This is a genomic window from Bacillus bruguierae (assembly GCF_037104725.1).
GTDB classification, from domain to species: domain Bacteria; phylum Bacillota; class Bacilli; order Bacillales; family Bacillaceae_G; genus Bacillus_A; species Bacillus_A bruguierae.
On the sequence record NZ_JBAWSX010000011.1, the window covers coordinates 31,527 to 48,104 of the forward strand.

The following is a 16,578-nucleotide window of genomic DNA, read 5'->3' on the forward strand; positions in this document are numbered from 1 at the left end:
CGGGACAGACAACTATTATCTTCCAATGATTTCTACTTCAGTATGCATATCTACCCCAAACTGTTCTTTTATTGTCTTCTTTACAAAAGCAATTAAATCAAGAACATCTTGCGCTGATGCTGTCCCCGTATTTACAATGAAATTTCCATGCATTTCTGAAATTTTCGCACCACCAACTTGATAACCGCGTAGCCCAGCCTTTTCCACTAGGTTTCCAGCATAGTTTGGTAGTGGGTTTCTAAAAATGCTTCCTGCACAAGGATGATTCCAAGGTTGTGTATCACGACGATAATCTTTATTTTTTTGCATGATCCCAATAATTTCGTCACGATTTCCTTCTTTCAACTGCAATTCTGCTTCTAGTACAATACCAGGGCGTTTCTTTTGTAAAACAGATGTACGATAAGAAAATTCTAGTTCTTCTTTCGTTAACCATTCAATCTTTCCATCTTCAAACATCACACGAGCGCTCTTCAAAATTTCAGACATATCCGATTTATGAGCACCTGCATTCATATAAACGGCTCCGCCTACACTTCCTGGAATTCCACTAGCAAACTCTAATCCTGCAAGTCCTTGACGGCTTAGTAAAGTTGAAAGCTTGATAAGAGGATATCCTCCCCCTACACGAACGTTCATTCCGATCACTTCTAAATGATCCAGACCCTCTCCTAATCGAATGACAACACCTTCAATTCCTTTATCTGATACAAGCAGATTTGAACCACGACCAATTGCGGTCCATTTTGTTCCATGCTTTTTCACAAGCTCTAGCGATTTTTCTATACCTTCCACGCTACTTGGAATTACTAAAATATCTGCTGGACCACCGATTTTCATTGTTGTATAACGAGCTAACGGTTCATTTTCTAATACTTTTCCTACCTGTGCTTCCATAAGTTCTTTTACTAATTGTTTCATGATGATCTCCCCCGTATTAAATCTCCGTACTACAGTAGTATGCAGGGCATTCACCTAACGTTATTTTCTACAAGTTTTTTCATAACCTCAAATAATTTGTTTGCTGCATCCGGAATTCCTAATTGTTTTGCAGCTAGTTTCATATTTTGTAATTTTTGTGTATCCAATAAAATTTCATCAATATCACCAAGAAGCGTTTCACCTGTTAAATCTTTTTCAAGAAGCATTTTCGCTGCCCCTTTCTCAACGACAGAAAGAGCATTTTTCTCTTGATGATTGTTTGTTACATATGGACTCGGAATTAAAATACTTGGTTTTCCTAAAGCTGTCAACTCAGCTAACGTTGTGGCACCTGCACGCGAAACAACAAGATCCACCCCAGTAAGTACTTCTGGCATATTATCAATGAACGGCTTAATGATAACATTGTGTGGATTCCCTTTTTGTTTCACCAATTCCATTACTTTATCATAATGCACTTCACCTGTAACGTACAATACTTCATAAGCTTTATTACCAAATTGTTCAATTGCTTCTAAAAACGCATCATTAATTGGTCTAGCGCCTCGGCTTCCGCCAAAAATTAACACTGATTTTTTTGAGAGAGATAAACTGACAGAACGCTTGCCTTTCATACCATTTTGATTCATCACTTCTGAAGCACGAGGATTCCCTGTCATCACAACTTTATTTTGCGGAAAATGTTCTACTGCCGCTTCAAAACAAACTGCTACTTTATTTACGTAGCGACTCAAAAATTTATTTGTTACACCAGGTACACTATTTTGTTCGTGTACAATTGTTGGAATACCCAGTTTAGCTGCTGCGTATACAACTGGACCACATACATAACCACCTGTTCCAATGACAACATCTGGATTAAAACGACGTATGTACCGTTTACTATCCTGTACACCTTTCACAAAACGCATCACCGTTTTCACATTATCAATTGATACCTTTCGCTTGAACCCACTAATAACAATGGATTGAAACGATATGCCAGCTTTGCGAACAATTTTACTCTCCAAACCATTTTCTGTACCAATATATAAAAATCTTGCTTGAGGATGAATTTTTTTGATTTCTCGAATTAACGCGAGAGCTGGATAAATGTGCCCACCTGTTCCGCCACCACTGACTAATACTCGCACTGCCTATTCCTCCACTTCTTTTTCTATTATCCCGCTACTGCCGGGCAATAAAAGTCCGATTTATTTAACTAACCTTACTGATAGTAAATTTCACTGTATGCTATTCATATGTCAATCACTTAGTTTCCATTTTTACATACGAAAAACCCTGTCATAAAAAACAGGGTTTAGTAGCGAGAATGACGACTTATGTTTAGTAACACACCAACCGCCATTAACATAAGGGTCAAGCTAGACCCACCATAGCTTAAAAATGGTAAGGTAATTCCTGTAACTGGCATTAATCCAGTTACAACGCCGATGTTAATCATCACTTGAATCGCAATCATCGCCACAATCCCAACTGCTAAAAAAGTACCGTATAAGTCTGGCGCTCCTAACGCTACACGAATCCCACGCCATAACAACAGACTAAATAATAATAACACAAACGAACCACCAATAAAACCTAATTCTTCAGAGAGAATCGCAAAAATAAAATCTGTTTGCGGCTCTGGTAAGTAAAGAAATTTTTGTCTACTTTGTCCAAGGCCAAGACCAAATAATCCCCCCGGTCCGATTGCAAGTAACGATTGAATAATTTGAAATCCACTTCCAAGCGGATCTGACCATGGATCTAAATAAGATGTAATACGTTTTATTCGATATGGTGCTGATGCAATCAACCCAACAAATCCTGCAATTCCTATTAATCCTAACATGGCAAAATGAAAAATACGTGCTCCCGAAACAAAAATCATAACAATACAAGTTCCCACCATTACAGTTCCCGTTCCCAAATCTGGTTGCAACATAATCATGCCAAATGCAACAAACACAAAACTAAGCGAAGGAAGTAATCCTTGTTTAAAAGACGTAATCATTTTTTGTTTTTCCGATAAAAATTTCGCTAAGAAAATAATCATCGCAAACTTCATAAACTCCGAAGGCTGAATAGAGAATGCTCCTACCCCAATCCAACTTCGAGCCCCGCCGCGCACCAGTCCAATACCCGGAATTAAAACTAAAATAAGGAGAACAAAACAGATGAGTAAAATCACTTTGGAATATGTACGCCACACCCAATAATCAATCTTCATAATAAAAAACATAGCAACGACACCAATTCCAGCAAATAACAATTGACGCTTTGCAAAAAAGAATGAATCTCCCATTTTATACGAAGCCCATACAGCACTAGCGCTGTATACCATCACCATTCCTACTGTCAAAAGTAACAAAGTTACAATAATAAGAATAAAGTCAGGCGTCTTCTTTGCCCGCAATGAGTATCACCTCTTTGAATGCAGCTTTTCGTTAACCATACTTTTTTCACAACCGAAGTCTCATTTATTCAGGCAAGCAGTCTGATTCCATCGCAAAATTGTGCAATATCAAAGAAGAGATGTATGAAAAACTGCCTGTAAGAACCCATTTGGTGAAGGCTTTCTATTAGTGGATGGTAAATCCTCTCACTAATAGAAATTTCACATTATTCTACCTATAAAAGAATCATCAGTAGGAATAATCCCCTGATGATTCTTTCACTTTATACTAGCTTATGCACAGCTTGTATAAACATGTCTCCTCTTTCTTCAAATGTTTTAAATTGATCCCAGCTCGCACATGCAGGAGATAAGAGAATTACATCTCCTTCTTCAGACAAAACAAACGCTTGTTGTACTGCTTGTTCTACATTATCAACACATGTAATTACTTTCATTCCAGCCTTTTCCGCAGCTTTGACAAGCTTCGGTGCAGTTTGTCCAAATGTAAATAGCGCCTTCACATGCTCAAAGTATGGAATTAAATCATCAAATTCATTCCCACGATCTAGTCCACCAGCCAATAAAATGACTGGTTGCGTAAATGCAGACAACGCTTTTTCTGTCGCCAGCATATTTGTTGCTTTCGAATCATTATAAAACTTGCGATTTTGAATCGTCGTTACATATTCTAAACGATGCTTTACACCTGTAAATCGCTTTAAAACTGCTTCAATTGCTTCATTTGCAACTCCCATAAGCTTTGCAATACTCATAGCAGCTAGTATATTTTCTAAATTATGTTTACCCGGCAATACGATATCTTGAATATCAATCACTTTTTCGCCTTTGAAGTAAAGAGCACCATCTTTTACACAAGCGCCGTCTTCAATCATTTTCGTCGTAGAAAAGTATACTTTTTGTCCTTTACTTTGCTCAGATAACACCATTACATCTTCATCGTCAGCATTAATGATGCTAAAATCATTTTCAGTTTGGTTTCTAAAGATATTCGCTTTTGCTAAGCCGTACTCTTCCTTCGTACCATGATAATCTAAGTGTGCTTCAAATAAGTTTAACAGTACCGCAATCTTCGGTTGAAACGTTTCAATGCCCATTAATTGAAAGGAAGAAAGTTCTGTTACAACCACTTCTTGTTCTGTTACATCTTGTGCAACTTCACATGCTACCATACCGATGTTTCCAGCAATAACAGGATGTTTTTCTCCTTCTTTTAACATTTCAAATGTTAATGTTGTTGTGGTTGTTTTCCCATTAGATCCTGTAATCCCAATAAAGGGCGCTTCAGAAATACGATATGCTAATTCTACTTCTGTTACAATCGGAATATTTTTTTCTTTTGCCGCTACAAGTAACGGATTAGAGTATGGAATCCCTGGATTTTTTACAACAACAGAAATATTTTTTTCTAATAATTCTAAAGGATGACCACCACATACAACTTCTATGCCTTGCCCTTGCAACTCTGTCGCTAACGGATTTTCAGCGAGCGGCTTGCTATCATTTACAATCACATTTGCTCCAAGTTTCTTTAATAAGACAGCTGCAGCATAGCCGCTTTTTGCCATACCTAATACAAGAATATTTTTATTTTGATAGTCAATTATCGTTTTCAATTACATCCACACCCCGATATAAATTCCTAACACTGCAAATAAAAGTCCTACTGACCAGAATGTCACAACCACTCGCCATTCTGACCAACCACATAATTCATAGTGGTGATGAAGCGGACTCATTTTAAATACACGCTTTCCTCGCGTTTTAAACGAGACAACTTGAATAATAACAGAGAGTGTCTCAATAACAAACATCCCACCAATGATAACTAACAACAATTCTGTTTTTGTTAAAATAGAAACAGCAGCTAAAGCACCACCAAGAGCTAAAGATCCTGTATCTCCCATAAATACTTTTGCAGGGTGAGCATTAAATACTAAAAATCCTAATACAGCTCCCACAACAGCCATACAAAAAATAGCAATTGTGTACTGTCCCTCAGCAAACGCAATAATACTATACGCACCAAATGCAATGGCAGCCGTTCCTGCTAATAATCCATCTAGACCATCTGTTAAGTTAACTGCGTTTGAAGCTCCGATCAGCATAAAGAGCACGAGAATAAAGTATGCCCACTGCAAGTCAAACTTAATTTCCGTCCCTGGAATATTTAAATGTGTATCAAATCCTTGTCCTTTTGCAATGATAAAGAAAGCTACTGCAATAATAAATTGTCCTACTAATTTTTGTTTTGATGTTAAACCAAGATTTCTTTTTTTAACAACTTTAATATAATCATCTAAAAATCCAATTAAACCATAGCCAAATGTAACAAGAAGCAATAAGTACATCTCAGCACCCTTTTGAAATTTAAACATCATAATAATAGACGTAATCATAATTGAAATAAAAATAACAATTCCGCCCATAGTCGGTGTTCCCGATTTCTTTTGATGTGATTTTGGTCCTTCATCACGAATGCTCTGGCCAAATTTTAAACGACGTAAAAATGGAATGAAAATTGGTGACAACGCAACAGAAATTAAAAATGCCACCCCAACTGTAATTAATAATCCTTGTTCAAGCACTTTTAGTCCCCCTCTCTTGTTGTTATTCTTTCATGCTTAAACGTTGTGCAATTGCCTCCCCGGCAACCTCACGATCGTCAAAATGATGTACTTCTGTACCGATAATTTGATATGTCTCATGCCCTTTACCTGCAATTACAATAATATCTCCAGCTTTCGCTTCGGCAACAGCGTGAGATATCGCTTCTTTTCGATCAACAATTACTTCATAGTTATTCCCTTTTACACCTTCTATCATATCATCAAGAATTGCTTTGGGATGTTCGCTGCGCGGGTTATCTGATGTATAGATCGCATGCGTTGCGTATTTAGTGGCAACACTGGCCATAATTGGTCGTTTTGTACGATCTCGGTCTCCACCGCAACCAACAATACAATATACATTTCCTTTTGCAAATTGTTTCGTTGTCAACAATACATTTTCTAAACTATCTGGTGTATGTGCATAATCAACAATGACAGTAAAATCTTGACCTCTATCAACAACTTCAAAGCGTCCAGGTACACCTTTTAATTCTTTTACAGCATCAATAATTGTTTGCAGCGCTACACCCGAAACAAGACACGCAGCTGTTGCAGCTAACACATTATATACATTAAACTTCCCAATTAATTTCATCGTGATATCGATACTTTCGCTCGGAGTTACGAGTGTAAATTTCGTACCAGCACTTGTCATCTCAATGTTTTTCGCCATTATATCACTTTTTGTATCAATACCATACGTAATCACTGTTGCTGCTGTACTTTTCATATAGTCTGTTGCTGCAGCATCGTCATTATTTAATACAGCATACTTGATACGATTATGGTGATAGCTATTACCAAGTTGTGCAAATAGCAAGGCTTTTGCATATTTATACTCTTCCATCGTTTTATGATAATCTAAATGATCTTGCGTTAAGTTTGTAAACACCGCTACATCATAATCACATCCATGCACTCTTCCAAGATGCAAAGCATGTGAAGATACTTCCATAATAGCACTGTTTACATTTTGTTCGACCATTTTATAAAACGTCTTTTGTAACGTTAATGCATCAGGTGTTGTGTTTTTCACTTCAAACGTTTCATCACCTATTTTCATATTAATTGTTCCAATTAAGCCTGTTTTATGTCCATGTGCGCGCATAATTTCGTTCATTATATGCGATGTTGTTGTCTTTCCATTTGTACCTGTAATCCCCGTTAAATGTAACTTTTGCGTTGGCTGTCCATAAAAATAATCCGCTAACATCGCTAAAGAACGTACTGTATCTTTAACAAGTACAACTGGAACGTCAACATCAATAGGCCTTTCCGCAACAATAGCAGCCGCACCTTGCGCGGCTGCCTGCATAGCAAATTCATGACTATCAACCGTGAAACCTTTTATACATACAAATAAACTTCCAGTTGTCACTTTACGTGAATCCGCTTCAATAGATGTAATTTCCGGATTTTCTTTTGGAATAACCGGAAAATCATGCAAACTTGATACGAGTGTATGCAACTTCATTTCTTTAAACCCTCTCTACTCTTTATTTACCCCTTATAAATGGAGCCGTTAAAATACTCCATACATAAGAACGTCATACATTTCATCAACAGGCAATGTGAATCAAACATCTCACTACTATATATAAATCCATTTTGATTTTTCAACATATAAGTCACTGCTCTGCAAAACAAAAAATGACCGCTACTCGCTTTCTCTTTTTGTTTTAAACCTAGCATGTGGCCAAAAATAGGCCCTGATCGCTTCTATGCATGGCCAGATGCTCTCGTCCCTCTAAAAAAAGGGCGGTTTTTATGTCGTTTTTTCAATTTGTATTTATATAGTTAGTTGAATGTTATTATATCGTACACACATGCCTTCATACTTACTTATTAAAATATATTCGAACCTTGGAGCCTGCTTTTACTTTCGTGCCTGGTCTTGGAGACTGTTCAACCACTTTGTTTCCATCACCGCTGGCATCAATTTGTAAGTCGACAAGTTGACTTTGTAGTTCCTTTCGATCCATACCTACTATATCAGGGACCTCTACTAAAGGCGTCTCATCCCAAGTTAATTTCTTTTCAATTTGCTCTTTTCTAGGCTCTACTCCCATAACCGGTAAGACATCACGAAGAATATTCCCAACGATTGGCGCAGCAACAACCCCGCCAAATTGTGTAATTCCCTTTGGATTATCTACAGCGACGTATACAACAATTTGCGGATCATCTGCTGGTGCAAATCCAATAAATGATACGATATAGTTGTTATCCAAATATTTTCCATCTTTTACTTTTTGTGCTGTACCAGTTTTCCCTCCAACACGATATCCATCAATATAAGCTTTGTTACCTGAACCTTTTGCAACAACATTCTCAAGTGCATAACGCACCTTTTCAGACGTTTCCTTGGAAATAACTTGTTTCTTTGTGACAGGCGTTTTTTTACTAATCACTTTGTTCGTAGTTGGGTCTATAAATTCCTTCGCAATGTAAGGCTGATATAACGTACCTCCATTTACAGCAGCCGCTACTGCTGCTACTTGTTGAATCGGGGTAACGGAGACTCCTTGACCAAATGCTGTAGTCGCTTGTTCCACAGGTCCTACTTTTTTTAAATCAAATAAAATCCCTTTGCCTTCTCCCTGTAAATCAATACCTGTTTTTTGTCCAAATCCAAAATCACGGATATATTGAAACAGCTTTTCTTTCCCTAAACGGTCTCCAAGTTCTATAAAACCTGGGTTACAAGAGTTTTGAACAACCTCTAAAAACGTTTGGCTGCCATGCCCCCCTGCTTTCCAGCAACGCAATCTTGCACCGCCAACTTCTGCTGCTCCATCATCATAAAACGTATCTTTCTCCAAGTCTACTAATTTTTCATTTAAAGCAGCTGCAAGTGTAATAATTTTAAATGTGGATCCTGGTTCATATGTACTCCATACTGGAAGGTTTCGGTTAAACACTTCTGGTGAAACACTCCTGAAATCTGCTGGATCAAAACTCGGGCGACTGGACATTCCTAAAATTTCACCATTATTTGGGTTCATAGCAATCGCGATTATTCCATCTGGATGATACGTAGACTCTGCAATATTTAATTCTCTCTCCATAATTGTCTGAACACGTGAATCAATTGTCAACTTTAAATTCAAGCCATCTCCAGGTTCTTTATAATCATCACCAATGTTCGGCATGCGTTGTCCTTTCGCATCAGCAAAAAAACGGACATATCCTTTGTCACCATTTAATTCTTTGTCATAATATGACTCCAGTCCCATAAGCCCTTGATTATCACTCCCAGCAAATCCAAGCACATGTGATAAATATTTCCCAAACGGATAGTATCGAATTGAATCTTCAGCAATATATACACCTTTTAAACTTAAAGCTCTCACTTCTTTCGCCTTATCATGGGAAATTTTCCGCCCGCCTTTGTCTAATCTGACTATGGACTCTTTTTTTGTAAGGCGTTGATAAATCTCTTCTTTCGACACACCTAAAACTGCAGCTAATTTCTCTGCAGTCTCTGCTGGTTTTTCAATTTGCCGTGGTACCACAAAGACAGTTGGTGCACTTTTATTTGTTGCAAGTTCCACACCATTTCGATCTACAATTTTCCCCCGTTCAGGTTCAAATGTAATATTTCGACTCCATGAATCTTTCGCACGATCCGATAACATATTTCCAAGAAAAAACTGCACATATCCAAGACGAATATCAATAATTGTAAAAATAAGTATACCAAAAATAAGCACAAAAATAAGTCGTTTTCTCACTGTTACATTCGATACACGCATATTGGAACAAGCCCCTCCTTCACACCTAGCTTGTTCCAATATATGCTTGTACTTGTTTGATTAGAACACGTACACCTCTTCTATGTTACGTGCTCTCTTTCTGTTCCTTCTTATTTGGCTCCTGCTCTGCTTCTTGCTGCGGTTCAAGAGGTGGTTCAAGTTTTATTTCTACCTGCGTTTTTTCTTTTAACGGAGTGCCTTCAGCAACACTTTGCTCTGTTACATATCCTGTACCTGAAAGCTTCAAATCAAGATTTAATATTTTAGCTAAATTCATCACATCACGAAGTGCCCAACCATTAATATTCGGCATTTTCGGTTGATTCCCTACTAAAAATACGCGATCACCCGTTAACGTTTTTTCATTCGCTTTTGGCACTTGCTGTCCGACTTTTTCCTCTCCTAATATAACAGGTCGAAACTTCGCCTTTTCCAATATTCCCTTTGCTTCTTCCATTGTTTTACCTGTTACATTTGGAACAGTAGCTTGCTGCTGTTGTACTTGCTTTTTCACATCTTTTATTTCATTCGGTTTGATTTTTAAATACTCCAAACTATTTTTCGTTACAGATTTAAACATTTCAGATAACGGCTGTGCACCATTTTCAGTGTCTTTCAATTTAGGCTGTTTAATTGCTAAATATACGACAAGCTGCGGGTCATCCATTGGTGCCATACCAAGGAAGGAGAAAATATAATTTTCTCGCCCTGTCATATAACCGCCTTTTCCATTTGGAACTTGTGCTGTTCCTGTTTTACCACCAACGGAATATCCATCAAGTTTATACATCGTTCCAGTCCCTTTTGGTGATGTTACAACCCGTTCTAGCAGTTGCCTTACTTGCGTTGCAGTCTCTTTTGTAACTGGTTTCCCTACTTCCTCTGGACGGTGTTGCAAGACAACTTTATCATCCATCGGATCTACAACCTGATCAATCACATAGGGCTTCATCATTTTCCCATCGTTAGCAATTGCAGTAGCTGCTTGTACAAGTTGAATCGGAGTTACAGTAGAACCTTGTCCAAATGCTGTTGTTACTTGTTGGATTTTTTTATCAAATAAAATTGTATTTTCGCCTTCTCTAGGTAAATCAATACCTGTTTTTTCGTCTAGACCAAACTTATGAATATATTGACGAAAACGATCAGGTCCTAACTTTTCATTTCCTAAAATAGCAAAAGCAACGTTCGATGAGCGCTCAACTCCTTCATCAAACGTAATAGAACCCCATCCTGCACCGCTATTATGGTCTCCAATTTCCTCATTCCCTACTTTGTATTTACCAGATTGATAGTAATCTTGTCCTTTGTATACTCCCTCATTAATAGCAGCTGCTAACGTGAAGATTTTCATTGTTGAACCTGGTTCATAAGCATTTGCAATCGGATCATTTAAAAAATACTGGATATCTTGTTTATTCGGATCATAACTTGGTCTGCTAGACATCGCTAAAATCTTTCCTGTTTTCGGATCTGCTACGATCCCAATTAACATAGACGGATTATAACGTTTATCCGCTTCTACCATCGCATCTTCTAGAAAACTTTGAATATGTTGGTCGATTGTTAAATATACATTATCTCCGTTTTTAGGCGGCTTCACAGACTGTTTTCCACTTTCTAATGCGATACCTTTCGTATCTCCTGTATACTTCATGCTTCCATTAGAAGCTCGTAAATATTTATCCAAGCTTTGTTCAAGTCCAAACTTTCCTTCTGCAATTCCTTCATCATTTGGTTTTGCAAATCCAAGTATATAAGAAGCAAAATCCCCATTCGGATATATTCTTGCTTTTTCTGTAACAAAAGAAATTCCTTTTATATGCATATTGACAATTTGTTCTTTCTTTTCTTTCGTTAAGTTTTTTCCAATCGATCCGAATTCTACTTGCGCAGCATCTTTATTTAAATACTCTAAAATCTTTTCTTTATCTACCTCAAGTACTTTCGATATTTTCTCTGCAGCATCTTCTTTGTCTTCCACATGCTCTTGGCCTTTAAGTGCAGCAACCATCTTATATGAATTTGCATCTTGGGCAAGCACGTAACCATTTTGATCGTAAATCGTTCCTCGATTCGCTTCAAGTACTCCATTTTTATTATGTTTTCGCTCTGCAATTGGTTTTAAATCTACTCCATGCACTGTTTTCATTGTCTGAATATAAAGAAAGCGGGCTAACAACAGAAAAAAGAGCAGGAGAAACACCTTAATGAAGAATCCTGCTCCTTTATTGGTATGAAATTTACGTATATTCATCTCTTCTTCACACCTATTATATTAATTTAAGCCTTTTACATGATTGGCATTAATTTCAAGCCCATGTTTTTTTGCAATTTCTGCAATGCGATCATAACGTGTTAGCTTTTCCTTTTCAGCTTGTAATTCTTGATTTTCTTTTTGTTGTTTTATGCGCGTGCTTTCTATTTCTGTTACTTTAGCATCAGCTTCATATAATGCCGCTTTATTACCAATAAAGGCTACGCATGCATATAGTAAAAAACCAATAAATGCAACATACAATAATTTTTCAATTCTTGTAATTCGCTTAACTTTTGTTTTTACAGCTGGCTGTACTACTTGCTGCGGAGCTTGAGATTGTACTTCTATTTGTTGCTTTTTATACTTAACAGCTAAATTCGACATACCTCTCTCTCCTTTTTATAGTTTTTCAGCAATTCGTAACTTCGAAGAACGCGCTCGGTTATTTTCTTCTAACTCTACATCAGAAGGCAAAATCGGCTTTCTTGTAATTAGTTTCAACTTCGGCTTGTATTCGTCAGGAATAATTGGCAATCCTGGTGGAAGCTGTGGTGTTGTACTATATCTTTTGAATGTCGTTTTACAAATCCGATCTTCTAACGAGTGGAATGTAATCACACTAATTCGGCCACCTGTTTTTGTCATGTCAATTGCCGCTTCCAACGCTTCCTCAAATACTTTCAATTCATCATTAACTGCAATACGAATTGCCTGGAATACTCGCTTCGCAGGATGTCCTCCCGTTCGCCTTGCTGGAGCTGGAATCCCTTCTTTAATTAACTCCACTAGTTCTCCAGTTGTTTCAATTGGTTGTTTTTCACGGTACGCTTCAATTTTCCTTGCAATTTGCTTTGAAAACTTTTCTTCACCATATTGAAAAAAGATTCTTACAAGTTGTTCATATGACCAACTATTTACAACGTCATATGCTGTTAGCGGGGCATTTTGATCCATGCGCATATCAAGCGGAGCATCGTGGTGATAACTAAATCCACGTTCTGGCGTATCTAATTGTGGGGAAGAAACACCTAAATCAAATAAAATACCGTCTACTTCTGTTATTCCTAATTCATATAACCTTTCCTTTAAATAACGAAAGTTACTTTTTACAGTTATAAATTGACCATTGTAAGAAGAGAATTTTTCTTTTGCATTTTGAATTGCAACCTCATCTTGATCAAATGCAATTAGTCTTCCTTCTTCAGAAAGTTGAGATAGTAAATAAGCACTATGTCCTCCACCTCCTAGCGTACAATCTACATATGTACCATTTGGTTTAATTTCTAACCCATCTACTGTTTCTTTTAAAAGCACTGTTACATGTTTAAACATTGTTGCACCTACTTTTTTACAAAATAATCTTTTTGAGTCATCTTTTTATCCAAACTTCAAAAACGAAGAGAAATCAGGATAATTGTCCATAAAATTCCGATTGGAAAGGTTAGTAATTAGTAAGAATTCCACTCCCTACTAAATAATAGTCTTATCTTATTATATACTAAATCTTATCATCTTTTTCGGGAAATTACATAAAAACATGCCGAAAAAGATAATAATTCACCTTCTTTTTGTTTCATTTTATCAAAAAAGAACCGTTCTTCAAAAACAGAGTGCTTTCACCCCATATACTTTACGATACACATAATCAATAAATAAATTTATTTTACAGGTAATTCCACAAAATAAAATAAAATCCTGCTCTTAAGAGCAAGATTTTATAATTTTATAATATGATGTTTTCCATTCCAACGAAAAGTTTGTTTCATAACTCGCTCTACAAAATCAAGCCCATAGCCATTTAAATAATAACAAATGTTCCATATTCGTTCTTGCGGCGCACCTAGCGGTTGTAATGAGTGCTCGATTCTTCGGAATTTATTAAGCTGCACTTCATACTTTCTTTCTAAATCAGATTGAAGTGTCCGCTCTAACAATTCAAGTTGTTGCATAATTTTCAACTCATTTTTCTTCGCAAAATCTCGAAGGCCCGGACTCACTTTTTGAACAAATTGCTGCAAAGATGTATGAATTGCTCCAATCTGCTCCACTGCATTCGTAAATTGATTATCTATCGGCTCTTCAACTTGCATAGATAACCACTTTTCTCGTAATGTAACAATACCTTCACAGAACACTTCGCTCTCTTGAATCTGCAAATCCCGTAAATCAGTTTCAATATCACGCGCTAAATAACTAATTGTCAAACGAGGTACAACCGGCGGCATTTGGAAGTCCATTGCATGAAACACTTGTTGTAGTTCACTCCAATACGCAATTTCTCCTGGTCCACCAATAAATGCAAGTGTAGGAAAAATATATTCTTGCATAAGTGGTCTTGTAACAACATTGTTACTGAATCGTTCCGGATGATCTTCCATACTTTCTATAAGCTCCTCGTAGGAAAACGAATACATCCCTTCTTTACAAATAAAACACCCTTCTTCTTCCTCTAACAAAAGACGTTCCCCATTCATTTCCATAAAGATATGAACTACATTCTGTTTTGTTTCAATAATCGGTTTATACCCCAAATCACGTAATACACGTTGTTGATCATTAAGTGCTACTTGCACATTTTTGTAGCGCGCTAATAATTCTTTTAAAAAAGGAACTTCAATATTCCGAAGGATAGGATGATGAGAATCTACAAGAATTAAACCTGAATGCGCAAATAGCTTTGTAATAAAGTGTGCAAAAAAATCAACATATGTGCGTGATTGCTGTAAACATTCTTCTACAAAACGAAAGACATCCTTTGTATGCTTTGTTTCTGGATATGTTTTAAATATTTCTTCAATCCATTGTTTACAATCCTCGATGGAAATCTCCGTTTCAGAAGCACTTGCTTTATTTAGATGACGTTCATGAAAAATTGTTTTTTTCACTTTTCCGTTTTTCGTAACGAACGCATGGTTAATTTCATCAATGTCATGATCTTCCCCAGCAATCCAAAAAACAGGAACAACTCGTACTCCAAGTGAAGCTTCTTTTTCCTTTGCAAGTTGTAAAATAGATATAATTTTATGAATTGTATAAAGAGGACCTGTTAGCAATCCAGCTTGTTGTCCCCCTACAACAACGTATGTATCTTCTTCCAACAAAGCATGAATATTTTGAAGCGTTTTTTCTCCTGCATTTAATTCTTGATTATATTGTAATAAATGTGATACTAACTCTTGTCTTGGATACTGTCTATTTCGTAAATCTTGTATACGTCTTACAAAGCTCTCTTCTGTTATTTGATAATCAAAGCATTCTTGAATATCTTTTTCATGGTTTAAATAGTCCGCAACAACTCCTTGAAGCGGGACAGAGATTTCTTTTATCTCCATATACTTCTTCCTTTCATCTCCTGATCTCTCACCAACCAAATTGTAGTCAATGTTCGTTGTAAAAGCAAAGAATATCTCTTATCTTTCTAATCCTTTTATAGAATGATACAAAAAAGACAGCGTCGGAACTGATTTTTGTTGCTTCTCTGCTTCTTGAATTAAATAACCGACAATTGCATCAACTTCTGTTTTTCTATTATTGCGTATATCCGTTAACATAGAGGAAATATTATGAGCTGTATTTTCACATACTGTACATACACGCTCCCAATACTCTCCACATTGTAAATCGCCGACAATTCCCATTACTTCTGAAAACACTTGCTTCATCACTTTGTGAAACGAGGGATTTGTCAATAACTCTCCATTTTGCACACCAAACAGCGCAGTTAATGGGTTGATACACGCATTAACGACAAGCTTATTTATCATTATTCGCTTCCAATCATTTTCAAGCGCTACTGGGAATAGACCCGAAGAAAATGCAGGTAACAGAGGTTCAAATTGTTTCTTTTCTCCGTGTATGAGTCCAAATTTCGTACTACCTACCCCAGTATGATGAACGATACTCGCATTTTCCTTTTTCGCTCCGTGTTCTACAATTCCTATCGCAACACTAGCGCCTTGAATTTGCTGTAATAAATGAAGATGTCCCATTCCATTTTGCAAGAAAATAAGTCGTTTTTCCGCTTGCAAATACGGTAATATCTCTTCTAAATGATATTGTTTTACCGCAATAAACGTATAATCATGTGTTTCATTTTTTATATTCTCTAAAGGGCTAACACGAGGAAATACAGTTTCCCTCATACCATTTTGCACACATGTAATCCCGCACTTATTCAAGTGCTCAGATTGCTCTACTGTTCGTGTATACAGTGTGACATCCTGCTCATTTTTTTGTAAATAAAACGCAAAAAGAAGTCCGATTGCTCCTGGCCCAACAATTCCAATTTCCATTTTTAAAAAGACCCCCATTTTCATCACGCTATACATCAAAATTTAAAAGATACATCATGATTAACTTTCTACAAAAACCAATTGTTAAAAGCTTCCCACTAATAAAAAATTCCTACTAACGAAAGCTTTACTATATATATAAATCCATTTTAATTTTCGACATCTTTGTCTAGCTCTGCCTCCTAAGCTATGAGGGCTTAAACAGTCGGCGCCGCTTTTCTTTATGATCCAGCTCCAGCGGCTAGAACAGTCGGTGGCTTCGCGTCTTCCGCCGAGGCAAAAAGCGCCTCTATGTCAGAAGCTCCATCCCCCTCTTGTT

General features: G+C 36.9%; 12 protein-coding genes. All 12 read right to left on the reverse strand.

Features of this window, described 5'->3' with window-relative positions:
• Positions 1-15 precede the first annotated feature (15 nt).
• Positions 16-921, reverse strand: coding sequence for a UDP-N-acetylmuramate dehydrogenase (gene murB, locus WAZ07_RS17315; protein ID WP_090914394.1), 906 nt, complete (start codon positions 919-921; stop codon positions 16-18).
• Between the two features lie 50 nt (positions 922-971).
• Entirely contained in the window at positions 972-2,075 is a 1,104-nt protein-coding gene (gene murG / locus WAZ07_RS17320) for an undecaprenyldiphospho-muramoylpentapeptide beta-N-acetylglucosaminyltransferase (RefSeq protein WP_336473472.1), read from the reverse strand.
• A gap of 167 nt (positions 2,076-2,242) precedes the next feature.
• A complete protein-coding gene (gene spoVE / locus WAZ07_RS17325; protein ID WP_090914390.1) occupies positions 2,243-3,340 on the reverse strand; it encodes a stage V sporulation protein E in 1,098 nt (365 codons plus the stop codon).
• Between the two features lie 263 nt (positions 3,341-3,603).
• Entirely contained in the window at positions 3,604-4,956 is a 1,353-nt protein-coding gene (gene murD, locus WAZ07_RS17330; protein WP_336473473.1) for a UDP-N-acetylmuramoyl-L-alanine--D-glutamate ligase, read from the reverse strand.
• On the reverse strand, positions 4,957-5,928 hold the full coding sequence (mraY, locus tag WAZ07_RS17335; RefSeq protein WP_090914386.1) for a phospho-N-acetylmuramoyl-pentapeptide-transferase: 972 nt from the start codon (positions 5,926-5,928) through the stop codon (positions 4,957-4,959). It lies immediately after the preceding gene.
• A gap of 22 nt (positions 5,929-5,950) precedes the next feature.
• Positions 5,951-7,426, reverse strand: coding sequence for a UDP-N-acetylmuramoyl-L-alanyl-D-glutamate--2,6-diaminopimelate ligase (locus WAZ07_RS17340; protein ID WP_336473474.1), 1,476 nt, complete (start codon positions 7,424-7,426; stop codon positions 5,951-5,953).
• 364 nt (positions 7,427-7,790) lie between these two features.
• On the reverse strand, positions 7,791-9,707 hold the full coding sequence (locus WAZ07_RS17345; RefSeq protein ID WP_090914382.1) for a stage V sporulation protein D: 1,917 nt from the start codon (positions 9,705-9,707) through the stop codon (positions 7,791-7,793).
• An 85-nt stretch (positions 9,708-9,792) separates the two neighbouring features.
• Positions 9,793-11,964, reverse strand: coding sequence for a penicillin-binding transpeptidase domain-containing protein (locus WAZ07_RS17350; protein WP_336473475.1), 2,172 nt, complete (start codon positions 11,962-11,964; stop codon positions 9,793-9,795).
• Between the two features lie 21 nt (positions 11,965-11,985).
• On the reverse strand, positions 11,986-12,351 hold the full coding sequence (gene ftsL / locus WAZ07_RS17355) for a cell division protein FtsL (RefSeq protein WP_336473476.1): 366 nt from the start codon (positions 12,349-12,351) through the stop codon (positions 11,986-11,988).
• Between the two features lie 15 nt (positions 12,352-12,366).
• Positions 12,367-13,299 (reverse strand): 16S rRNA (cytosine(1402)-N(4))-methyltransferase RsmH, encoded by a 933-nt coding sequence (gene rsmH / locus WAZ07_RS17360; RefSeq protein WP_090914377.1) that lies wholly within the window; start codon positions 13,297-13,299, stop codon positions 12,367-12,369.
• A 383-nt stretch (positions 13,300-13,682) separates the two neighbouring features.
• Positions 13,683-15,299: a bacillithiol biosynthesis cysteine-adding enzyme BshC gene (bshC, locus tag WAZ07_RS17365; protein ID WP_336473477.1), complete on the reverse strand. Its 1,617-nt coding sequence runs from the start codon at positions 15,297-15,299 to the stop codon at positions 13,683-13,685.
• Between the two features lie 78 nt (positions 15,300-15,377).
• A complete protein-coding gene (locus tag WAZ07_RS17370; RefSeq protein ID WP_336473478.1) occupies positions 15,378-16,259 on the reverse strand; it encodes a 2-dehydropantoate 2-reductase in 882 nt (293 codons plus the stop codon).
• Positions 16,260-16,578: the final 319 nt, after the last annotated feature.